Annotated in this window: 19 protein-coding genes; 9 read left to right on the top strand and 10 right to left on the bottom strand. The window is 61.1% G+C overall.

Going from position 1 to position 21,861, the window contains the following annotated elements; translation table 11 throughout:
• Positions 1 to 26 precede the first annotated feature (26 nt).
• A complete protein-coding gene (locus tag JMV15_RS18295) occupies positions 27 to 1,688 on the top strand; it encodes a M24 family metallopeptidase (protein ID WP_038449610.1) in 1,662 nt (553 codons plus the stop codon).
• A 361-nt stretch (positions 1,689 to 2,049) separates the two neighbouring features.
• On the opposite strand, the gene JMV15_RS18290 is transcribed toward JMV15_RS18295, so the two are convergent.
• The 6 genes from JMV15_RS18290 to JMV15_RS18265 form a co-directional block, all read right to left on the bottom strand.
• Complete coding sequence (locus JMV15_RS18290; RefSeq protein WP_014717769.1) at positions 2,050 to 3,789, bottom strand: dipeptidase; 1,740 nt, start codon at positions 3,787 to 3,789, stop codon at positions 2,050 to 2,052.
• 95 nt (positions 3,790 to 3,884) lie between these two features.
• Entirely contained in the window at positions 3,885 to 5,102 is a 1,218-nt protein-coding gene (locus tag JMV15_RS18285; RefSeq protein WP_014717770.1) for a phospholipase D-like domain-containing protein, read from the bottom strand.
• 56 nt (positions 5,103 to 5,158) lie between these two features.
• Positions 5,159 to 5,806 (bottom strand): MotA/TolQ/ExbB proton channel family protein, encoded by a 648-nt coding sequence (locus tag JMV15_RS18280; RefSeq protein ID WP_014717771.1) that lies wholly within the window; start codon positions 5,804 to 5,806, stop codon positions 5,159 to 5,161.
• 25 nt (positions 5,807 to 5,831) lie between these two features.
• Positions 5,832 to 8,117 (bottom strand): TonB-dependent receptor, encoded by a 2,286-nt coding sequence (locus JMV15_RS18275; protein ID WP_014717772.1) that lies wholly within the window; start codon positions 8,115 to 8,117, stop codon positions 5,832 to 5,834.
• Positions 8,118 to 8,141: 24 nt separating this feature from the next.
• On the bottom strand, positions 8,142 to 8,870 hold the full coding sequence (locus tag JMV15_RS18270; RefSeq protein WP_038449612.1) for an energy transducer TonB family protein: 729 nt from the start codon (positions 8,868 to 8,870) through the stop codon (positions 8,142 to 8,144).
• 2 nt (positions 8,871 to 8,872) lie between these two features.
• Positions 8,873 to 9,280 carry an ExbD/TolR family protein gene (locus JMV15_RS18265; protein ID WP_014717774.1) on the bottom strand — a complete coding sequence of 136 codons (408 nt, stop codon included), beginning with the start codon at positions 9,278 to 9,280 and terminating at the stop codon, positions 8,873 to 8,875.
• 190 nt (positions 9,281 to 9,470) lie between these two features.
• On the opposite strand from JMV15_RS18265, the gene JMV15_RS18260 reads away from it, so the two are divergent.
• Together JMV15_RS18260 and JMV15_RS18255 are read left to right on the top strand one after the other, a co-directional pair.
• Entirely contained in the window at positions 9,471 to 10,025 is a 555-nt protein-coding gene (locus JMV15_RS18260; RefSeq protein WP_038449614.1) for a GNAT family N-acetyltransferase, read from the top strand.
• On the top strand, positions 10,022 to 11,596 hold the full coding sequence (locus JMV15_RS18255) for an alkaline phosphatase D family protein (RefSeq protein WP_020301087.1): 1,575 nt from the start codon (positions 10,022 to 10,024) through the stop codon (positions 11,594 to 11,596). Before JMV15_RS18260 ends, JMV15_RS18255 begins: the two co-directional genes overlap by 4 nt.
• 137 nt (positions 11,597 to 11,733) lie before the next feature.
• On the opposite strand, the gene JMV15_RS18250 is transcribed toward JMV15_RS18255, so the two are convergent.
• Positions 11,734 to 12,378 (bottom strand): serine-tRNA(Ala) deacylase AlaX, encoded by a 645-nt coding sequence (locus JMV15_RS18250; RefSeq protein ID WP_038449616.1) that lies wholly within the window; start codon positions 12,376 to 12,378, stop codon positions 11,734 to 11,736.
• A gap of 89 nt (positions 12,379 to 12,467) precedes the next feature.
• Here JMV15_RS18250 and JMV15_RS18245 point away from each other — a divergent pair, with 89 nt between their 5' ends.
• Positions 12,468 to 13,400, top strand: coding sequence for a LysR family transcriptional regulator (locus tag JMV15_RS18245; protein ID WP_201491844.1), 933 nt, complete (start codon positions 12,468 to 12,470; stop codon positions 13,398 to 13,400).
• 139 nt (positions 13,401 to 13,539) lie between these two features.
• On the opposite strand, the gene JMV15_RS18240 is transcribed toward JMV15_RS18245, so the two are convergent.
• On the bottom strand, positions 13,540 to 13,947 hold the full coding sequence (locus JMV15_RS18240; RefSeq protein ID WP_003190109.1) for a PA2817 family protein: 408 nt from the start codon (positions 13,945 to 13,947) through the stop codon (positions 13,540 to 13,542).
• 75 nt (positions 13,948 to 14,022) lie between these two features.
• Positions 14,023 to 16,470 carry an acyl-CoA dehydrogenase gene (locus tag JMV15_RS18235; RefSeq protein WP_014717779.1) on the bottom strand — a complete coding sequence of 816 codons (2,448 nt, stop codon included), beginning with the start codon at positions 16,468 to 16,470 and terminating at the stop codon, positions 14,023 to 14,025.
• A gap of 190 nt (positions 16,471 to 16,660) precedes the next feature.
• Here JMV15_RS18235 and JMV15_RS18230 point away from each other — a divergent pair, with 190 nt between their 5' ends.
• The 4 genes from JMV15_RS18230 (at position 16,661) to JMV15_RS18215 (ending at position 19,838) form a co-directional block, all read left to right on the top strand.
• Positions 16,661 to 17,320 (top strand): transglutaminase-like domain-containing protein, encoded by a 660-nt coding sequence (locus JMV15_RS18230; RefSeq protein WP_019817270.1) that lies wholly within the window; start codon positions 16,661 to 16,663, stop codon positions 17,318 to 17,320.
• A 56-nt stretch (positions 17,321 to 17,376) separates the two neighbouring features.
• Positions 17,377 to 17,994 (top strand): glutathione S-transferase family protein, encoded by a 618-nt coding sequence (locus JMV15_RS18225; protein WP_003190113.1) that lies wholly within the window; start codon positions 17,377 to 17,379, stop codon positions 17,992 to 17,994.
• Positions 17,995 to 18,129: 135 nt separating this feature from the next.
• Positions 18,130 to 19,062, top strand: coding sequence for an ABC transporter ATP-binding protein (locus JMV15_RS18220; RefSeq protein WP_014717781.1), 933 nt, complete (start codon positions 18,130 to 18,132; stop codon positions 19,060 to 19,062).
• Positions 19,059 to 19,838 (top strand): ABC transporter permease, encoded by a 780-nt coding sequence (locus JMV15_RS18215; RefSeq protein ID WP_003190115.1) that lies wholly within the window; start codon positions 19,059 to 19,061, stop codon positions 19,836 to 19,838. Before JMV15_RS18220 ends, JMV15_RS18215 begins: the two co-directional genes overlap by 4 nt.
• Before the next feature lie 175 nt (positions 19,839 to 20,013).
• Here JMV15_RS18215 and JMV15_RS18210 read toward each other — a convergent pair whose 3' ends face one another.
• On the bottom strand, positions 20,014 to 20,553 hold the full coding sequence (locus tag JMV15_RS18210; RefSeq protein ID WP_014717782.1) for a TetR/AcrR family transcriptional regulator: 540 nt from the start codon (positions 20,551 to 20,553) through the stop codon (positions 20,014 to 20,016).
• Between the two features lie 91 nt (positions 20,554 to 20,644).
• Here JMV15_RS18210 and JMV15_RS18205 point away from each other — a divergent pair, with 91 nt between their 5' ends.
• Positions 20,645 to 21,832 carry an MFS transporter gene (locus JMV15_RS18205; RefSeq protein ID WP_032901944.1) on the top strand — a complete coding sequence of 396 codons (1,188 nt, stop codon included), beginning with the start codon at positions 20,645 to 20,647 and terminating at the stop codon, positions 21,830 to 21,832.
• Positions 21,833 to 21,861: the final 29 nt, after the last annotated feature.

The following is a 21,861-nucleotide window of genomic DNA, read 5'->3' as shown; positions in this document are numbered from 1 at the left end:
CAAGCCTTACTTATCCCGAGGTCTTTATGAATAAACGTCATGTCATCGAACTGTCGCCCTCGGGGAAAATCTTTGAAGCGGGCGATGAACTCTTGCTCGACGCCATGCTCGCCAGCGGCTTGGCCGTGCCGTTCTCCTGCCGCCGTGGCGCCTGCGGTTCGTGCAAGGTGGTGGTCGCCGAAGGTGCGTACCGGGCCAAGCGCCTTGCGCCGGGTGCGCCGGCGCCTTCTTATCCTCTGGCAGCCAATGAAATGTTGTTATGCCAGAGCCACGCCTGCGGCGACATGCGCCTGCGTATTCCCGGCTGGTCGCTGGATACGCCCGCGCTGGTAGTGGCGGCGCAAGTGCATAGCAAGCGTGCGCTGGGCCCCGATGTGATCGAGTTGGTATTGATACCCGAAAGCCCAGTGGCGGTGCGGCCTGGTCAATACCTCAAGTTCCGCCTGGCGGACGGTGACACGCGCTGCTTTTCGGTTGCCAACCTGCCCGCCGATGATGAAGGGCGGTTGATCTTCCAGATTCGAAGGGTGAGTGGCGGGTACTTTTCCGAGGGTATCCTGGGTGATCTCGGCGCGGGTGAGCGTCTTCACGTGGAAGGGCCGTTTGGTGCCTGTACCTGGCAGGACGAAGAGGCGGCGCCCGTGGTCCTATTTGCCACGGGCACTGGTTACGCGGGCATCAAGCCGATCCTGCTGACCGCGCTCAAGCGCGATGTCGAAGTGACGTTGTATTGGGGGGGCGCGCAATCGGCGGATTTTTATGACAGCGTCTTCCTCGACCACGCGATGCTTGAGCATCCCCGTTTTCGCTGGCATCCCGTGCGGTCATCAGAGGGCAGGGTGCAGGAGGTTGCATCGGGTCACGGGCATCACTGGGAGCAGGTCCAGGTGTATGCGTGCGGTAATGGTGCAATGCTCAGCCAGGTGCGCACCCATTGCCTTGAAGCGGGGTTGGCTAGCCACCGGTTTATCGCGGAGGCGTTTGTTGCCAGTGGTCGGTCAAGTGCGGAAACGGTTTCCCTGTCGTTCGACCCGGTCTGGGAGAAAGTCGGCCCGCGTTATTCCTTGGACGGCATGTTGGCTGCGCGGGAAAAATCCATGCGTGCCCTGGGGGCCATTGCCAGCCAGTTGAAGATCGGCATGACCACCGGCGAGGCCCTTGAGATGGCCGCAAGGCAACTGCAGGCCATGGGCGCTTCGCACACCTGGCATCCGACCTACATTCGTTTTGGCGCCGACACTGTGCGCCCACCGCGCGAGGGTGTTGATCGTCAGCGCAGGCTGCGCGCTAATGACATTGCCGTGGTCGATCTTGGCCCGGTGTGGGATGGCTACGAAGGGGACTATGGCGATACGTTTGTGTTCGGCGATGCGCCGTTGCACCAGGCCTGCAAAACGGCCGTGCACGAAGTGTTTGATGAAACACGCCAGGCGTGGCTGCGTGGCCTGACTGGGCGTGAACTCTACGACTTCGCCGAGCAGAGCGCCCTGTCCAAAGGCTGGAGATTGGCACGCAACCTGGCAGGGCACCGCCTTGCAGATTTCCCTCATGCGTTGTTCGAGAGCAAAGTGTTGGCTGACCTGGAGATCCCACCGAGTGAAATGGCCTGGGTGCTGGAAATACAGCTGTGCCATCCCACTGAGTCGGTCGGTGGTTTCTTTGAAGACATGCTGATGTTGCAAGGCTGATGTTGCCAAGTTGTGCTTGGCGCGATAGCCCTGCAAAGCGAGATCTCACCCACACCGCCGATCTCCTGTGGGAGCTGTCGAGCTTTAGCGAGGCTGCGAAAGCGGTGGTTCAGGCGCTAAAGAAGTTGCCTGTACCGCCGCCATCGCAGCCTCGCTGGGGCTCGACAGCTCCCACATTGGGGCGGTGTTGTTGTCGGGAGTTGTGCTTGGCTCGATGGCCCTGCAAGGCGGGATTCCACATACACAGCCGATCCCCTGTGGGAGCTGTCGAGCTTTAGCGAGGCTGCGAAAGCGGTGGTTCAGGCGCTGAAGAGGGTGCCTGTGCCGCCGCCATCGCAGCCTCGCTGGGGCTTCAACTGGGTCAGAGCTTCGGCAATTGCCCGACGCGGCCCATCATTTCGGTGACGATCTGCAGGTCCAGCAAGAACTGTTCAACCGTCTTGAACTCACTGTCAGTGTGCCCGGTGTACTTCTCTTCCGGGCGGGCCAGGCCGAATTGCACGCCGTTGGGCAGGTCGTGCACCGAGGTTGCGCCGGCCGAGGTGCCGAACTTGTGCGCCATGCCTAGGTTTTCAGTAGCCACTGCCAGCAAGGCTTTTACCCATTCCCCTTCAGGGTTGCGGTACATCGGCGTGTCCAGCGAGTAAGTGAAGCTCACGTTGACCTTGGCGTTCTTGTCCCAGGTGTTCAGCTTCTGCTCGATTTGCGCCTTGAGCGCCTCCGGGGTTTTACCTTTCGGTGCGCGCAGGTTCACGGCCAGTTTGAAGGCTTTGTCATCCTGCCCCACAAACGTCAGCGAGGTGGTCAACGGCCCCATGAAATCATCCGCGTAGCCCACACCCAATTTGCCGCCCAGGTAATCCAGGCCCCAGTTGTCGGCGGCATACCGCGCGGCATCGGTGATGTGGTTGTGCTGGAGGGCGACCTTGCCGTCGAGGCTGTGGATCAGGTCCAGCATACGCGCCACCGGGTTGACCCCGGTTTCAGGCTCGGAGGAGTGAGCGGATACGCCGGTAACCGTGAGTTTGACGTCCTTGCCATCGACCTTGGCCGTCACCTGGAAATTGCCACCATTGCGCTTGGCATAGTCGTCACCGGCCTGTTGCAAGCTGGCGGCCAATTCGGCTGGCGTATCGCTGACCAGCGTGGCCACCGAGGCCGATGGAATCTGGTTGTTCGCCTTGCCGCCGGTCATCGCGATGATTTGCGCGCCTTTGCCTTCGCCCTTGCGCACCGGGAAGGTGGCCATGACCGTACCCGAGCCTTTCTCGGCGATCACCACCGGGTAACCGCCATCCAGCGCCAGGTTGTATTGCGGCACGGGATTGCGTTCGAAGTAGTAAGGAATGGCATCACCGGCGGTTTCTTCAGTGGTGTCCACCAGCAGCTTGAACGTGCGCGCCAATGGCAGTTTTTCTTCCTTGATTACTTTCATGGCGTACATCGTCACCACGATGCCGTTTTTGTCATCCTCGGTACCGCGGCCATACATGCGGTCGCCAATCAGCGTGACCTTGAACGGGTCGAGTTTGGTACCGTCTTGCAGCACCCAGTTTTCCGGGGTCACGGGCACCACATCGGCATGGGCATGCACACCCACGACGTCATCACCGCTGCCCTCCAGGGAAATTTCGTACACGCGGTTATCGACGTTACGGAAGTTCAGGTTGAAGGACTTGGCCAAGGCCTCGATCTTCGCCGCGATCTTGAGGAATTCCGGGTTTTTATACTGTGGCAGGCCGTCCACGTTGAACGTCGGGATTTCCACGAGTTCGCGCAGGGTTTCGAGCGCGGCTTTGCCGTACTTCACGCGGGTATAAATGCCCAGCAGGCGATTGATCTCGTTCTGCTGCTCGGCGCTCAGGGTTTTGTTGCCCAGAAACGCGCTGATAGCAGGGCCGGTGTCAGCCGATTTGCCCAGTTCGCTCTTGGCCAGGGTGCCGAGGAAACTGCGAAAATCGGTGGCCGAGTTCTCGCTGAAATGCTTCAGGATGGCTGCGCTTTGGTCTGCGGTGATGTTAGCGGATGCGGGAGTGGCAACTGCCGACAGGCTCGCGGCGAACAAGGTGGCAGCCACCAGTTTTTTCAGTGGAAAGTGCATGGTTAAAGGCATTCCTTTGCAGGTAGTGAGTAGGAGGTTTCTGACGGAAGAGTCAGAAACATTTCCACACACTACCATTACTCAGGTGCCCAAGGTCAATGCTGGCCAGGATGGGCCGCGGGATACTCCTCCGTCACGCTCAAGGCTCTAGCGTAAGGCCCATCCCACAGTTGTTCATGCAATTGGCCTACGCGCTTGGCCATCGCCTCACTGCGCATCACCACTTCCAGATTGCGCGAATTATCCAGGTAGCCGCCCAACCAATTGCTGGTGCCGACCCACGCCACTTGGCCGTCGATCTCCATGGTTTTGCTGTGGATCACCCGCGCATAAGGGATGAAGCCTTGCTTGGCTTCGGGCAGGGTGACGATCTTGATCTCGACATTGGGCAGTACCGCCAGGCTCTTGAGATAAGGCAGTTCCAGCGGGTCGGTGTTCCAGTTGGATACCATCAGCTTGATCAACACGCCACGGGCAGCAGCAGCGCGCACGGCGTTGTCGATCACCGCGTAGTACGGCCGGGTTCGATCCGGTCCGTAGGACAGCGGCGCGTAGTCGAGCAATTGCACGCGTACTTCTTTTTTGGCTTCGCCCAGCAGGCGCGGCAGTTCCAACTGTGAGTCGCCCACGCCGGGCGGGTTGTAGCGTTGCGGGCTGGCCACCAGGTAGTTGCCGGTACGTGCGGGTGCCGGGCCACTGGCGGGTAGCGGCACCGGTTGTTTACCCGCCAGCGCGGCCTGGGCTTGCCAGTCTTGCTCGAAGATCGCCTGCACCTGGCCCACCACCGTTTCGTCAGTGATGCGCAGCCCGGTTTCGTGGATATGCTCCAGGGCGCGCCAGTCGAAATTCTGACTGCCGACAAACGCCTGCTTGCCATCCACCAGCAGGTACTTGGCGTGGATGATGCCGCCGCTCAGTTGCCCGTAGGGCAGCACGCGCAAGGTCAGGTTGGGAATGGCGCGCAAGCGTTCCAGGGTGGCGGCATCCGACAGCTTGATGCCTTTTTCTTCGAGCAGGAAACGAATCTTCACGCCGCGTTTGCCGGCGGCTTCCAGGTGTTCAAGCACCGTGTTCATCACCGAACCAGGGTGGTCCGCGGCGTAGAACTGGCCGATATCAATGCGGCTTTTGGCGCCGTCGAACAGCTCGATCCATACCGGGCCGGGCTGGCGCAGATCGTCGGTGCCCAGGGCGGTGTCCACGGGTACGGTATGCACCAGTTCAAAGCCTGGAATGGAAAAGTCCGCCTGGGCCAGCGGACTGAGGAGCAAGCCGGTGAGGCCGGCGATACGCAACTTCATCGAAAGGGACATAAGCGTCTCATCGCACCAAAGGAAAAGGCGAGCGCCCAAGGCGCCCGCCCTGTAGGTCAAGCCGTGCGGCTGTGCAGCGGGGTGGGCACGCGATGGGTCACTTCATCCTGTGCGCGGGCACCGGTGGCGGCGCGGATCAACAGGATCTTCAACTGGTCGTTGATGCGCTCCAGGCTGTCTTGGAAGAAGTTGTGAAACACCACGCAAAACAGTGCGATGGCGATACCTAATCCCGTGGCGAACAACGCCGTCCCGATACCCCCGGATATCTGCCCTGGGTCCGACACGCCCGCGGTGGCCAGTGCCTTGAAGGTGTCGATGATGCCGAGAATGGTGCCCAGCAGGCCCAGCAGCGGGGCGGCGGTGGTGATGGTCTCGATGATCCACAGGCTGCGGGCCAGTGGGGCGCGCGTCTTCAGGTACTGGGTATCGATTTCGTCGTCCAGGTCTTTGCGCGAACCGTGGGTTGCCTTCTGGGCCAGCACCGGCAAGATCATGTTCAGCGGCAGGCTGTCGCGACGGGTCAGGTTCTCCGGCAGGTCACGCTCGCTGTGCACATTGGCGCCCAGGGCGTCGATCAATGCGCGTGCCTGGCGGCGTACGTAGGCGAAGTAGATACCGCGTTCGATGGCGATGAAGATCGCAATGGCCATCGCCGCGTACATCACATAGAAGGTGACGTCGTGGAGCAGGTTCATATCCATGATGGTGTTCCTCTTGGGGTGAGTCTTAGAAATTCGCTTCCAGCGAAACCGTGACGGTACGGTCCAGGCCGACGATGTACGCCGGGTCGCCATCGCGGAAGCCGCTGTAGCTGGCCGCGTTGGTCTTGGTGGTGTACACGCCGTCCAGGTATTTCTTGTCGAACAGGTTGTCGACGTTCAGGCGCAGGGTCGCGTCCTTGACCACCTTCTTGTCCACCGGCAGGTAAATACCGGCGCCGAGGTTGAACACGGTGCGACCGGAAATCGCCTCGTCGTTGGTCAGGTCGCCGTAGAGCTTGCTGGTGTACTTGCCGCCGAAGGTGCCGTAGAAGCGCCCGTCGTCATAACCGATGTTGGCCGCCAGCATGTTCTTGGGCACGTTGGCGAACTGCTTGCCGCTGGTGGGCAGCACGATGGGTTTGCCGGCGTTGTAGACGGTCAGGTCATCCTGCTGCTCGGCCTTGGTGTAGGTGTAGGAGGTGTAGTAATTGAAGTGGTGGGGCAACTGGCCGCTCCACTCCAGCTCCAGGCCTTTGTTGACCACGGAGCCGGCGTTGATGTCGGCAAAGTCGCCGTTGATGTCCCGGGACGACACCTGGCGGTTCTTGAAGTCCATGTAGAACAGGGTGGCGGCCAGGCTCATGTCGTCGCCGCTGTAGCGCCAGCCCAGTTCATGGTTCCAGCTGGTTTCCGGCTCGGCGTCGATCGAGCCGGCGCCTTTGTCGTAGAGCACGTAGTTCTGCGGCACGCGCATGTTGCGCGACACGCTGTAGAACAACTGGTCACGCTCGTCCAGCTGGTATTTCAGGCCGGCGTTGGGCAGCAGTTTGTTGTAGGTCTGGTTACGTTTTTCCGGGCGTTCGTTGAGGCTGCCGTGGTTGGTGCCTTCACGCTCGACGTTCATGTAGGCCAGGCCTGCGATGAAGGTCCAGTCCGGGTTGATGTACCAGGTGTCCTGGGCCCAGACCTTTTGCGCTGGCGTCACGGTGAAACGGTCGCGGCCCTGCACGGTGTTGCCGTTGGCATCGACGATGGCGCTGTTGGAGTCCGGCCAGGTGTCCACTGGCTTGCCGTTGCTCTTGAGCGGAATGAACGGCTGGGTTTGACTCTGGCGTGCGCGCTCGTACCAGTAGCCGAATTGCAGGCTGTGGTCGCCAAGGTCCCAGGTCAGCTTGGTGGTGATACCCGGACGCCAGGTTTGCGTGCGTGAAGGGCGGTAGTACACGCCGCTGTTGGGTGTGCCGTCGGCGTTGTATTGGGCGGCCGTGGGCAGGTTGCCGAGGTCGAACACACCGCCCTGGTTGGAGCCACGGTTGAGGGCATAGCTGGATGAACCGACGCCGCTGCCATTGCCCCAGTAGTAATACGGGATCACGGACAGCGCGAGGTTATCGGCCAGTTTGAACTGGGTGTTGAGCACGGCGGTGAAGGTCTGGAACGGGTTCTGCGCCAGGGCGTAATAGCTGTTGTATTTGCCGTTGCTGCCCACGCTGGGGGTGGCAGGGTAAGGGTCGTACTTGCGGCCATATTGCTGGAACTGCGCCTTGGTCAACTGGCTGTAACTGTTGTTGTCCTGCTCGTGGTACTTGAGGATCAGGTTGGCGGTGTTGCCATTGCCGGCGTCGAAAAAACTGTTCCACTCCACCTTGTCCGCGCGTACCGCGCCCGAGCCGCGCCACATTTCACCTTCTGTGTGGGACACCGACAGCCAGTTGCTCAGGCCGTTGATTTCGCCGGTGTTGAGGCGGGCAAAAGTCTTGCGCGTGGCGTTGCTGCCGACGACCTGTTTGACGAAGGCACCGGTTTCCTTGGTCGGGCGAATCGTGACGATGCCAATGTTGCCGCCGCTGGAACCAATGTGCGGGCCGTCGGATTCCGCAGCGCCCTGGGTGACGAAGATCTGGTCGATGTTTTCCGGATCGCCCAGCAGGTTGGAATACAGCGCGTAGTTGCCCGAATCATTGATCGGCATGCCGTCCACCGACATGCCCACCTGGTCGGAGTTCATGCCGCGCATGGTGAAGCGAAAGCCCGACAGGCCAGTGTTGTCTTCACTGGAGATGTTCAAGCCCGGGGTGTACTTGAGCTTGTCGATGGCATTGCCGGTGGCCGCCTGTTTATCCAGTGCTTCCTTGGTTACCGTGGAGCGGCCCTTGATGCTTTCCTCCGGCACCATGTAACCGCCTCCTGCGGTCGCCTTGCCTTGTACCCCAATGGTGCCGACGTCACTGTCGCTGGTCTCTGCCATGACCATTCCCTGGGTCATGCTGGTCGCGGCCACTAGTGCCAGATGAATACGGGTGAACTTCATCACTGTCGTCCTGGTGTCGGGTGCTTATTGCACGCTGTAGTTGAAGGTGGCGGTGAAGCGCTGCTCATTGCGCCCCCCGAAGGCTTGCTCGGGGAACGGTTTGACTTGCTTGATGCGACGCAAGCTATTGGTGGCGGCCCGGTTGAGCAGCATGCTCGAGGCCTGGGTTTGTAAACCCGAGTCGAGGACACGGCCTTGACGGTCTACCAGCAACCACACCACCACCTCGCCGCTCGGGCGTTCGAGGGACGCCTGGCGCCCGGTGGGGTACTGCTTGTAGGTGTCCAGTTCGTTGCGCAAGCCTTTGAGGTAACCGCTTTCCAGGGCCTGGCCATCGACCTTCGGTGGCGCCGGTGGGGCAGGCGTCGGTGCCGCTTGGGTGACGACGGCCGGGGCTGGCTTGGCGGCCACCGGTGGCGGCGTCGGCACGGGCTTGGCGACCACGGGGGCAGGCTTGGGCACAGGTTTTGGCTTGGGTTCAGGTTTGGGTTTGGGCAGCGGCTTGGGCGGTGGCGGCGGGGGCGCCGGCTCGGCCTCTTCCTCTTCGATCATCGGCGGCGGCGGTTCTTGCTCCACCACCGGTTCCGGTATGACTTGCGGTTCCGGCTCGACCAAGGCCAATTCGACCGCCGACTCGTCATACACCGGCTCGACCTTCAATGTCTGGGACTGGATACCCAGTGCAATCAGCACCAAGGCGATCAGGGCCGGCACGCCGCCCAGCAGCTGACGCACGCGAAACAGAACGTACATGGTCAGGACTTACGCGTAGCAATGGACACGGAGGTGAAGCCACCCAGGCGCAGGGTGTCCATCACTTCCACCAGGCGCGAAACCTCCACGCCTTTATCGCTGTTGACGATGATCGTCGACTTGGTATCGGGCTTCTCGGCCGCCTTCAGCGCCGGCACCAGGGCCTCCACCGTCAGGTCCTTGCCGTCCAGTTGCAACTGGCCTTCCAGGCCCAGGGTGAGGATGAATTTGTTCTGCGGCTTGAGCTGCTGCGAACTGCTGGCGCTGGGCAATTGGGTCTTCATGCCGAGCGCGGGAATCACGTTCAGGCTCACCAGTACGAAAAACACCAGCAGGAACATCATCACGTCGATCATCGGGATCAGCTCGATGTGCGCCTTGCGTTTCTTGGGTTCGTCCCAGGTTCTCATTCCGTTACCCCGTCATTGAATTAGGGGCAAAACGCTAACAGCCAAAAATGACCGATTGGTTAACTTTAATTGACCGTTTAGAGGCTCTAGGACGCGTCTTTCAGAAAACTTACCGGTCAGTTTTCGGGCGTAATGAAACTGACACTCGGGGCCTCCATGCTTGAGAAATTTATCTTGAGAGCCGGCTCCCATGCCCACTGCACTGCCTCAATTGACGACCCCGCGACTGCTGTTACGCGCCCTGCATATGCACCAGGCGCAGGTGCTTTTCACGCTTGCCAACGGGCCGAAAATTGCCGACAACACGGCGAACATTCCATCGCCCTACACCTTGGAAACCGCGCAGGATTTCATTGCGGGGATCGCTGACAAGTACCGCACCGGTGAGCTGCTGAACCTGGGGATGCATGTGCGCGACACCGACGAATTGGTCGGCATGGTCAGCCTGCGCATCAATGCTCGCCATCACTATGGGCACTTGGGTGGCTGGGTGGCGGCGCACTGCCGTAACCAGGGGTATGCGGCAGAAGCGGCGAACGCGGTGATGGATTTCGGCTTCGAGGCGCTAGGGTTGCAGCGCGTGGGCAGCCAGTGTTTCGCGCGCAACAAGGAATCGGCGCGGGTCATGGAGAAGATCGGCCTGCGCTATGAAGGCTGCATGCACCAGGCGTTCCTGAAGAACGGCGTGTATGAGGACTTGCTCGGGTTTGCCACCGTGCGTGATGACTGGGAGCGCTGCTTGTGAGCGGCGACGTCGACCACGGCCGACGCCGGGTCCTCGGCGGGTTGGTGGTCGCTACCGCCTTTTCCATCCTCAGCCCGTTTGCGCGCAGTGCCGGGGTGGATTATCCGTTCACCCTCGGCGTGGCTTCCGGCGACCCGTTGCCAGATGGCTTTGTGATCTGGACGCGCCTGGCGCCGTTGTTCAACGCCGCGGATGGCCGTGGCGGCCTGAGTCGCTCGGTGCCGGTGCGCTGGCGGGTGGCCAGCGATGCGGCGATGACGCGCATTGTGAAGCAGGGCGAAGTATTGGCGACGCCGCGTTTCGCTCATGCGGTGCATGTCGAGGTGGCGGGGCTGGCGGCAGATCGGCCGTATTGGTACCAGTTTGAAGGGCTCGGTGCGCAGAGCCCGGTGGGCCAGTCGCGCACGATGCCGCCGCTGCAGGCCATGGCCTCGGCCCGGCTGGGGTTTGTGTCCTGCTCGCATTGGGAGCGCGGTTACTTCAGCGCCTACCGACACCTTGCCGCCGAGCACCCGGACCTGGTGTTTTTCCTCGGTGATTACATCTACGACAGCTCCTATGCGGCGGAGTCGGGCAAGGTGTTTCGTTCTCACGGCAGCGGCAACGCGCAAAGCCTGAGTGATTACCGCAACCGCTACGCACTCTACAAGACTGATCCAGACCTGCAGGCCCTGCACGCCGCAGCCCCTAGCATCGTTACCTGGGACGACCACGAAGTACAGAATGACTACGCCAACCGCTGGTCCCAGGACCCGAAAGTGGCGGTGGCGCAGTTTCTCAAACAACGCGCGGCGGCTTATCAGGCGTTTTACGAACACATGCCCCTGCGTGCCAGCAGCGTGCCGAAGGGGCCGGACATGCGCATTTACCGGCGCCTGGATTACGGCCGGCTTGCGCGTTTCCATGTGCTCGACGGTCGCCAGTACCGTTCCGAGCAACCGTGCATCGCGGCCAATGGCAGCCACCAGGGGCATATTGTCACCGCCCCCTGCAGCGACCTGCGTGACCCTGGCCGCACGTTGCTCGGCTGGCAGCAGGAAGCCTGGCTGGATCAGGGCTTTGCCCAGTCTGGAGCGCAGTGGAATGTGATCGCACAAGACCTGCTGGTGGCGCCGCTGATGCAGCGTGACCTCACCAACCATAAGCTTGGCCGCTGGACCGATGGCTGGGATGGCTACATGGCGAACCGCTCACGGATGCTGGCGTCGATCGTGCGCAATCGCGTGAAGAACCCGGTGTTCTGGGGAGGGGATATTCATTCGTTCTGGGCCACCGACCTGCATGCCGACGCAGAAAGGCCGGACTCGGCGGTGGTCGCCACCGAGTTTGTTGGCTCGTCGGTGACCTCCGACGGCCCGCCCTATGACGCGTTCATGAAGATCATGCCGCTCAACCCCCATGTGAAGTTTTTCGACAGTCGCCAGCGTGGGTATGTGTCGGTGGAGTTGGCGGCCAATAGCATGTTGACGAATTTTCGTGCGATCAGTGATCCGCGTGACCCGGCGGCGACGGTGTCGACGTTGAAGTCGTTCGTGGTTGAGCCGAGCAGGGCGGGGGCGATTGCCGTGTAGCCTGTTTCTCTGGGGCGATCCAATGTGGGAGGGGGCTTGCCCCCGATAGCGGTGTGTCAGTCACTGCATCTGCTACTGCACTAACGCTTTCGCAGGCAAGCCAGCTCCCACAGGGAACTGAGCTTAACTGAATGGCATTAAGGCAAGCCTCCTCCCGCATTGATTTCATAGCGCACCGAGAGCGCGCCTTTTTTCTCCGACAACGCCAGGATCGTTACCTGGCCCAGTTCGCTCAGCGCTTGGACATGAGTGCCACCACAGGCGTAAGCCGGTAATTCGCCGAAGCCGACTTCGCGGGTGCCATCTTCCAGCGTCATATAGCGGGGATAGTCGGCGGCGATCCATGTGTTGACCCACTGCTGGAGCGTCTGCGCATCCATGTCTTGCGCGGTCTGGCCACGGATAAAGGTGATCTTGCCTTCGCCGGGCCAGTGGTGAGCCTTGATCGGCATCCAGCCCAGGCGTTCGCCGACATTGCCAATTAAGTGCCCCGCCGAATGCAGACGAGTGTGCAAGGCGCGCCGCTGTGCGTCGACTCGTGCAATGGCGGGTCCTGGTTCCAGGGGCTGGTCGACGTAGTGCACCACCTGTTCGGCTTCCTGCACGACCCGCAGTACCTGGCTATCGCCGAGCCAGCCGGTGTCGAACGGCTGGCCGCCGCCTTGGGGGTGGAAAATGGTCGACTGCACAATCACGGCGAATTGCTCTTCGTGCGGGGTGCAACTGAGCACTTCCAGCTCGGCCGTCAGGTGGTCGTGGGTAAAAAACAGGCGCTCGGTCATTATTTACATCCGCATCAGGGTTCTGTGGGCAGTATAAATAGTGCGCAGATGGGTGATAATCCGCTCAATTATCAATGGACCTGTGCGTCATGAGCATCAATCTTCCTTTACCGTTATTGGGTGAAATGGCGATTTTCGTCAAGGTCGTGGAAACCGGCAGCTTCTCCGAAGCGGCGCGGCAACTCAGCGTTTCACCTTCGGCGGTGAGCCGCAGCATCTCGCGCCTGGAACAAGCCCTGGCCACGCGCCTGCTGCAACGCACCACGCGCAAGCTGCGCCTGAGCGAGGGCGGCGAGGAGGTGTTCAAGCGTTGCCAGGAGATGGTCAATGCGGCGCGCTCGGTGATGGAAATCAGTGGGCAATTTACCCATGAAGCCGAGGGGCTGGTGCGGGTCAGTGTGCCCAAGGCGGTGGGGCGATTTGTGGTGCACCCGCATATGCCGGAATTTTTGCGGCGCTATCCCAAGGTGGATGTGCAATTGATCCTGGAAGATAGGCATGTGGATTTGATCGACGACAACGTCGACTTGAGCATCCGCATCACCGACAGCCCACCGCCAGGCTTGGTCGGGCGCCAGCTGTTGCCCATCGAACATTTGTTGTGCGCGACGCCGCAATATCTGGCCGAGCACGGTACACCGAGCCATCCCCATGATCTGCTTGGGCACAGTTGCATGTATCTGGGTGAGACACCGGGAGATTCACGCTGGAAGTTTCGCCAGGCTGGCAAGGCGGTAACGGTCGGCGTACGCGGCCGGTATGCGGCGAACCACACCGGGGTGCGGCTGGAGGCGGCGTTGCAGCATGTCGGGATTGCCAGCTTGCCGTATTTCACCGCGCGGCATGCATTGGAAGCGGGGGAGTTGGTGCAGGTGTTGCCGGGGTGGGATTTTATTGCCTCGTACCATGGCGAGGCGTGGCTGCTGCATTCGCCCACACGTTACCTGCCGCCGAAGTTGCGGGTGTTTATCGATTATCTGGTGGAGTGCATGGCCAGGGAGCCCACGCTGCACCGACGGTAGGAGCGCGGTTGCTCGTTCCCACGCTCTGCGTGGGAATGCCACCTTGGAAGCTCCGCGTCCTGCCTTTATGCCTGTGCACGGGTGACGCAGAGCGTCACAGGATAGGTTCCCACGCAGAGCGTAGGAACGAGCATAGTCGTCAGTGTTTGCTCTGGTCCTGAGGCATCGCCAGCAGCTGTTTTTCCTGGTTCCAGTCGAACGGTTCGTCGTTCTGTTCGGCTTCATAGCGACGTTCTTCCAGGGCCTGGTACAGGTCCAGTTCTTCGTCGGGCATGAAGTGCAGGCAGTCGCCGCCAAAGAACCACAGCAGGTCGCGGGGCACCAGGTGGGCGATTTGCGGGTAGCGCAGGATGACCTGGCTCATCAGGTCCTGGCCCAGGTACTGGCTTTCGATCGGGTCGATTGGCAACAGGGCGCGCAGTTCGTCGAAACGCTCCAGGAACAGCGAGTGGCTTTCCTCGGGTACCTGTTCGGCTTCGCCGACGGCAACCAGGATGCTGCGCAAGTGGTCGAGCAAGACGAGATGATCGGCAACGACGTTGGACACGAGATAAGGCCTCTAAAGCAAAAACGGGCGCGAGAGTATAAGCCTCTCGCGCCCGTTTTTATATGACCGCTCGACTCAGCGGACTTTACCTTCTGCCTGCATCAGCTCTTCCTTGCTGAAATCATCCACGTCGATCACCTTGCGTCGCGCCGCCTCGGCATCGCGCAGGGTTTGCGCCTCGGCCGGTTGCAGCACGCCGGCCTGCAGGGCCGCGTCGATGGCATGCTCGCCGGCAGCCGGCTTGACCTGGCCGCTTTTGAGCGCGCTGTGGAGTTTTTTCTGCAAGGGGTGGCTGGCACCGAGCAGGTCGTAGGCATGTTGCAGGGCGCCCACGGGATCTTCTGCTGATTGCGGGCGATAACAGCCGGCCAGCAATTCTTCCAGGGTCGGGTCGCCCTTGGCGCGGCCGATCACGGCTGCCACTTCGGCATCCAGCGCATCGGACGGGCCGGTATGACGACGCCCGAATGGGAACACGATCACCCGCAGCAGGCAGCCCAGCACCTTGTTCGGGAAGTTGCTCAGCAGCTCATCCAGTGCGCGTTCCGATTCGCCCAGGCTTTCTTCCATGGCCCACGCAAATAGCGGCTCCAGATGGTCCGGCGAGTCCAGGTCGTGATAACGCTTGAGCGCCGCCGAGGCCAGGTACATGTGGCTCAGCACATCACCCAGGCGGGCGGACAGGCGTTCGCGGCGCTTGAGTTCGCCACCCAGCAACATCATGCTCAGGTCGGCCAGCAGGGCAAACGCAGCCGCCTGGCGGTTCAGGGCACGGAAGTAGCCCTGGCTCAACCGGTTGCCCGGGGCTTTTTCGAAGTGCCCGAAGCCCAGGTTCAGCACCAGGGTGCTGGCGGCGTTGCTGACGGCAAAGCCGATGTGTTGCATCAGCAGGCCGTCGAATTCCTTCAACGCCTGGTCATGGTCTTCGCGGCCGGCCAGGGCCATTTCCTTGAGCACGAAGGGGTGGCAGCGAATGGCGCCCTGGCCGAAGATCATCAGGTTACGCGAGAGGATATTGGCGCCTTCCACGGTGATGAAAATCGGTGCGCCCTGCCAGTTGCGGCCCAGGTAGTTGTTGGGGCCCATGATGATGCCCTTGCCGCCGTGCACGTCCATGGCGTGGCTGATGCACTCACGGCCACGCTCGGTCAGGTGGTACTTGAGGATCGCCGACAACACTGACGGCTTCTCGCCCAGGTCCACGGCGTTGGCGGTGAGCATGCGCGCACTGTCCATCAGCCAGGCGTTGCCACCGATGCGTGCCAGGGCTTCCTGGATCCCTTCGAAGGCCGACAGCGGTACGTTGAACTGTTCGCGCACCTGGGCGTATTGGCCGGTCACCAGGCTGGTGAACTTGGCAGCGCCAGTGCCGACGGCGGGCAGCGAGATCGAACGGCCGACCGACAGGCAGTTCATCAGCATCATCCAGCCCTTGCCGAGCATCTCCTGGCCACCGATCAGGTATTCCAGAGGGATAAACACATCCTTGCCGGAGTTGGGGCCGTTCATGAAGGCGGCGCCAAGCGGCAGGTGACGACGGCCGATTTCCACGCCAGGGGTGTCGGTAGGAATCAACGCGAGGCTGATGCCCAGGTCCTCTTCCTCACCCAGCAGGTGGTCTGGGTCATAAGCCTTGAAGGCCAGACCGAGCAAGGTCGCGACCGGGCCGAGGGTGATGTAGCGCTTTTCCCAGTTCAGGCGCAGGCCGAGGGTTTCCTTGCCTTCCCATTCCCCTTTGCAGATCACCCCGGTGTCGGGCATGGCGCCCGCATCGGAGCCGGCCAGCGGGCCGGTGAGGGCGAAGCACGGAATGTCGTCGCCGCGGGCCAGGCGCGGCAGGTAGTGGTTACGTTGTTCGTCGGTGCCGTAGTGCAGCAGCAGTTCGGCGGGGCCGAGGGAGTTGGGGACCATCACGGTGGAGGCCAGGTCACCGCTGCGGGTCGCGAGCTTCATGGCAACCTGGGAGTGGGCATAGGCGGAGAAGCCCTTGCCACCGTACTCCTTGGGAATGATCAGGGCGAAGAAACCATGGGTCTTGATGTGTTCCCAGGCTTGCGGCGGCAGGTCCATGGCCTGGCCGATTTCCCAGTCGCTGACCATGGCGCAGAGTTCTTCGGTGGGGCCGTCGATGAACGCCTGCTCTTCCTCGGTCAATTGCGCCTTGGGGTAGGCCAGCAATTTGTCCCAGTCGGGGCGGCCACTGAACAGTTCGCCATCCCACCATACGGTACCGGCATCGATCGCATCGCGCTCGGTCTCGGACATCGGCGGCAGCACTTTCTGGAACCAGCTGAACAGCGGCTTGGTGAAGTATTGGCGGCGCAGGTCGGGCAGCAACAAAGGCGCGGCCACCACGGCCAGGAGCACCCAGAAGATCAGCAGCAGCCAACCCGGTGCGTGGCTCCAGGCGCCCATCGCCAGCAGGTAGACGGCGACCACGCCCAGGGCGGGCAGGGGGGCAGTACGGCGGTGTGCCAGGTAGGCAATGCCGACCACCAGCACCAGTATCCACAACAACAGCATATTCAATCCTCCGTGAACTAGGGGCGAAACCACCAGGGAGCTTAGTCGGCATCCGAACAAGCCGGGTGATCAGGGTGTAACAAGGTGTACTGGGCAACCCATCAGCCGGCGCCGGCATTTGGCCGAATCGTCGTTATCTCTCTGGCAGGCCTGGTGGTTAAACTCCAGGCTCCCCTCGGAGATCAAGCTCATGAATACGTACTTGAGTCCCAGCCGCTTCATCGATAGTGACCACCCTGTGGTGGTGGAGTTCGCCGAGAAACATCGCGGAACCCGCCCGGATTTAAGTGACCAGGCAGTCAGTCTTTACTACGCGGTGCGTGAGGCCATTCGCTACAACCCCTATACCTTCAGTCGTGACCCCAACACCTTGAGCGCCAGCTTCGCCCTGGCGGCCGGCGAAAGCTACTGCGTACCCAAGGCCACGCTGCTCGCTGCTTGCGCGCGCCACTGCGGCATTCCCGCACGCATTGGCCTGGCGGACGTGCGCAACCACCTGTCCACACCGCGGCTGCTCGCGCTGCTCAAGAGTGACGTGTTCGCCATGCACGGTTATACCGAGCTTTACCTGAACGGCCGCTGGGTCAAGGCCACTCCGGCGTTCAACCAGCAACTGTGCGAGGTGTTCGACGTGCCGCCGCTGGAATTCGATGGCCTGCACGACAGCGTGTTCCACGCGTTCAATCGCCAGGGTCAGCGTTCGATGGAGTACGTGGTGGACCACGGGCAATTTGCTGACGTGCCTGAAGCATTTTTCTTCGGGCATATCCGTCAGTGCTACCCGCACCTGTTTGCCGACGATGCGCCCACCCTGCTCGGCGATATGCAGAGCGATTTAAGCCGCGGCTGAACCGGCGTATGCTGCTGCCTTCATCCAGCCAAGTTCATCCACAATAAGGCGCGGTCATGCTGAAGATCTGGGGTCGTAAAAATTCATCAAACGTCAGGAAAGCACTGTGGTGCGCCGAGGAACTCGGCCTGGACTATGAAGCAATTGATGCGGGCGGGGCTTTTGGTGTGGTCGATACCCCCCAATACCGGGCCATGAACCCCAATGGCCGGGTGCCGGTGATCGAAGATGGCGACTTTGTGCTGTGGGAGTCCAACACCATCGTGCGTTACCTGTGCGCCAAGCAGGCATCGGACTTTTACCCCAGCGACTTGCAAGCCCGGGCCAACGCCGAAAAGTGGATGGACTGGACCACTTCCACGCTCGCCGACCCGTTCAAGGCGGTGTTCTGGGGCATCGTGCGCACCCCGGCTGACCAGCAAAACTGGGACAGCATCAATGCCGGGCGCCAAGCCTGTATCGACGCGCTCAAAACCGTCGAACAAGCCCTCGCCGAGCAACCCTACCTGTCCGGCCAGGCGTTCGGCATGGGCGATATTCCCTTGGGCTGCTTCATCTACGCCTGGTTCGAGATGCCCATCGAACGCCCGGCAATGCCGAATCTGGAGGCCTGGTACCAGCGCTTGCAACAGCGCCCGGCCTACCGCAAGGCGGTGATGACCGCGTTGACTTAATACACACTATTAATACGGGTGACTGTACTTGTGCGGCATGGGCAAGCACCATGCTCGCATTGCATCGCCGGTTGAACTACCTGCGGTGTGCCCTCATCTATTCTTTCTATTCCCTTCTTTGGTGCGTATTCCGATATGAGTTCCGCTCTGTCCATCCGGCAGCTAACCAAAACCTACGGCAACGGTTTCCAGGCCCTGAGTGGTATCGATCTGGACGTTGCCGAAGGTGACTTCTTCGCCTTGCTGGGCCCCAACGGTGCCGGCAAATCCACCACCATCGGTATTCTCTCCACCCTGGTCAACAAGACCAGCGGCACGGTGAATATCTTCGGGCATGACCTGGACAAATCCCCGGCGGCGCTCAAGCGCTCCATTGGCGTGGTGCCCCAGGAATTCAATTTCAACCAGTTCGAAAAGACCTTCGACATTGTCGTGACCCAGGCTGGCTACTACGGCATTCCGGCGAAAGTCGCCAAGGAACGCGCCGAGCAGTACCTCACCCAACTGGGCCTGTGGGACAAGCGTGACGTGCCTTCGCGCTCGCTGTCCGGTGGCATGAAGCGACGCCTGATGATCGCCCGTGCCCTGGTGCATGAGCCGCGCCTGTTGATCCTCGACGAACCTACCGCCGGCGTGGACATCGAACTGCGCCGCTCGATGTGGACCTTCCTCACCGAACTGAACGAGAAGGGCATCACCATCATCCTCACCACCCACTACCTGGAGGAGGCTGAGCAGTTGTGCCGCAACATCGGCATCATCGACCACGGCACCATTGTCGAGAACACCAGCATGCGCAACCTGCTGGGCCAGTTGCATGTGGAAACCTTCCTGCTCGACTTGAAAAACAATCTCTCGGTGGCGCCGCAGTTGCTCGGCTACCCAAGCCGGCTGGTGGACAGCCACACCCTGGAGGTGCAGGTGGATAAGGCCATGGGCATCACCGCGCTGTTCACCCAGCTGGCGACTCAGAACATCGAAGTGTTGAGCCTGCGTAACAAAACCAATCGCCTTGAGGAGTTGTTCGTGTCCCTGGTGGAGAAAAATCTGGCGAAGGTGGCGGTATGAGTTCCGAACTGCAACCCAACCTTGTCGCGCTGCAAACCATTGTCTATCGCGAAGTGAAGCGCTTTACCCGGATCTGGCCGCAGACCCTGCTGCCGCCGGCGATCACCATGGTCCTGTACTTTGTGATCTTCGGTAACCTGATCGGCCGGCAAATCGGCGACATGGGTGGTTTCACCTACATGGAGTACATCGTGCCGGGCCTGATCATGATGTCAGTGATCACCAACTCCTACGGCAACGTGGTGTCGAGTTTCTTTGGCAGCAAGTTCCAGCGCTCCATCGAAGAGCTGATGGTCTCGCCGGTGTCACCGCACACCATCCTCATCGGCTACACCCTGGGCGGCGTGTTGCGTGGCCTGATGGTGGGGGTGATCGTGACGCTGCTGTCGCTGTTCTTTACCCACCTGCAGGTGCATCACCTGGGGGTCACCATTCTGGTGGTCGTGCTGACGGCGACGATCTTCTCGCTGCTGGGCTTTATCAACGCCGTGTTCGCACGCAACTTCGATGATATTTCCATCATCCCGACCTTCGTGCTGACGCCGCTGACCTACCTGGGCGGGGTGTTTTACTCCATCACCTTGCTGCCGCCGTTCTGGCAGACGGTGTCCCTGGCCAACCCGGTGCTGCACATGGTCAACGCCTTCCGCTACGGCATTCTGGGCGTGTCGGATATCAAGATCAGTGTGGCGATCACCTTTATGATCGTTGCCACCATCGTCTTGTATATCGGCTGCGCGCGGTTGCTGGTGAGCGGACGTGGGATGCGTACATGATGTGGGATTGGAAATAACAAAACGGCCTCATCAGAGGCCGTTTTTTATTGGATGCACACCGAACAAATGTGGGAGCTGGCTTGCCTGCGATGGTATCGACTTCGCTTGACGGGTGTACCGAGGTGTCTGCATCGCAGGCAAGCCAGCTCCCACATTTTGTGTCGGCGCACGCGCTTCAGTTTTTTAGTGCCAGCTCGATCAGGGCATGCAGTTCTTCTACCGCCAAAGGCTCTGCCGAAAACAGAATACGAAACACCGTAGGTGCGGCGAGCAGGTTGATCAGATGGTCAACGCTCGGTGGCTGTTCCTGCGGGTAGCGGTCAACAATCACCTGCAACTGCCCACTCAGGATGCTCACGCAATACCCTGGCGTCGGGCTGCTTTGCACGTCGCGCATCATGTTGCGGCCTACGTCCGAACTCATCTCATCCAGGTATTGCTCGGCCCAGGCTTGCAGGTCGCCACGCAGGCTGCCGGTGTTGGCCGGTTCGGTATCGGGGCGCATTCGGGCCAGGGCGACGTCGGCGAGCAGTACTGACAGATCGCCCCAGCGCCGGTAAATGGTCGACGGCGTGACGCCTGCACATGCCGCAATCATCGGCACGGTGACACTGGAACGCTCATGGGCTTCCAGCAATTCGCGCACCGCTCTGTGGACGGATTCTTGTACCCGGGCACTGCGGCCCCCCGGGCGGAGGCCTTCTTTGATCGCCATGGGCAAGACCTTAACACAAAGAATTTGCTTTAAGCGCCAGCGAATAGCACACTGCACAAAAGCAAAATATTAGCTTTAGCGGAGCGTGCCCATGTCCAGTGTCATCTCTCAGCGGTCCAGCCTGGCGTTTCTAGTGATCATGGTGCTGACCTTTCTCGCCGCCTCCAGCGCGCCGACGCCCTTGTACCAGGTGTACCAAGACCACCTGCATTTTTCGGCGGCCATGCTCACGGCCATCTTTGGTGTCTATGCCGTGAGCCTGCTGGCGGCCCTGCTGACGGTGGGGTCGCTCTCGGATTACCTGGGGCGCAAGCCGGTGATCTTCGCCGCGCTGCTGCTCAATAGTGTGGCGATGCTGCTGTTTATCCACGCTGACAGCACCGCCTGCCTGCTGGCCGCCCGCGCGTTACAGGGCTTCGCGACTGGCACTGCCACAGCGGTATTGAGTGCGACGCTGCTCGATACCGACCGCGTCCGCGGCCCGATGCTCAACAGCCTTGCACCGATGCTCGGCATGGCCAGTGGTGGCCTGGGCAGCGGGTTACTGGTGGAGTACGCGCCATGGCCAACCCAATTGATCTATTACACCCTGCTGGGCTTGATGGTGATGCAGGCTCTCTATGTATGGCGCCTGCCTGAAACGGTCAGTCGTATACCCGGCGCCTTGCAGTCCCTGGCGCCAACCCTGCATGTGCCGCCGCAGGCGCGCCGCGCCTTGTGGCTGGCGATGCCATTGAATGTGGCCGTGTGGGCGCTGGGTGGGTTCTTTTCCTCGTTGGCGCCGTCGTTGGTGCGCGTCGCCACCGGGTCGACCTCGCACTTGATCGGCGGCGGGCTGGTGGCGGTGGTGACCTTGAGCGGCGCGGTGATGATCTACAGCCTGCGCAATCACGCGGCTGACAGGGTGATGCGCTTGTCGGCTGCACTGCTGGCCGTGGGCGTGGGGTTGCTGCTGGTTGCCGTAAACACCGCCAGCCTGTGGCTGTTCTTTGTCGCCAGTGTGATCGCAGGCCTGGGCTTCGGCGGCGGTTTCATGGGCAGTGTGCGCAGTATCGTGGGCCTGGCGTTGCCCCATGAGCGGGCGGGCCTGATGTCGGCGTTCTATGTATTGAGCTACCTGGCGTTCTGCGTGCCGGCGCTGTTGGCGGGTAACCTGAGCCGCGTCTTTGGCCTGATCGCGACCACGGACGGCTACGGTGCGGTGCTTATCTTGCTGTCTCTCGGCGCGCTTGTTGGGTTGTTGTGGCGGGACACGGCGCAGGCAAGGGCCAGCGCATGATTACGATTAATATAGGTAAAATAGATAAC

Source organism: Pseudomonas paracarnis (genome assembly GCF_904063055.1).
Classification (GTDB): Bacteria; Pseudomonadota; Gammaproteobacteria; order Pseudomonadales; family Pseudomonadaceae; genus Aquipseudomonas; species Aquipseudomonas paracarnis.
The sequence above is the reverse complement of the archived record's forward strand: the minus strand, read 5'-3'. Positions and strand labels throughout refer to the sequence as shown.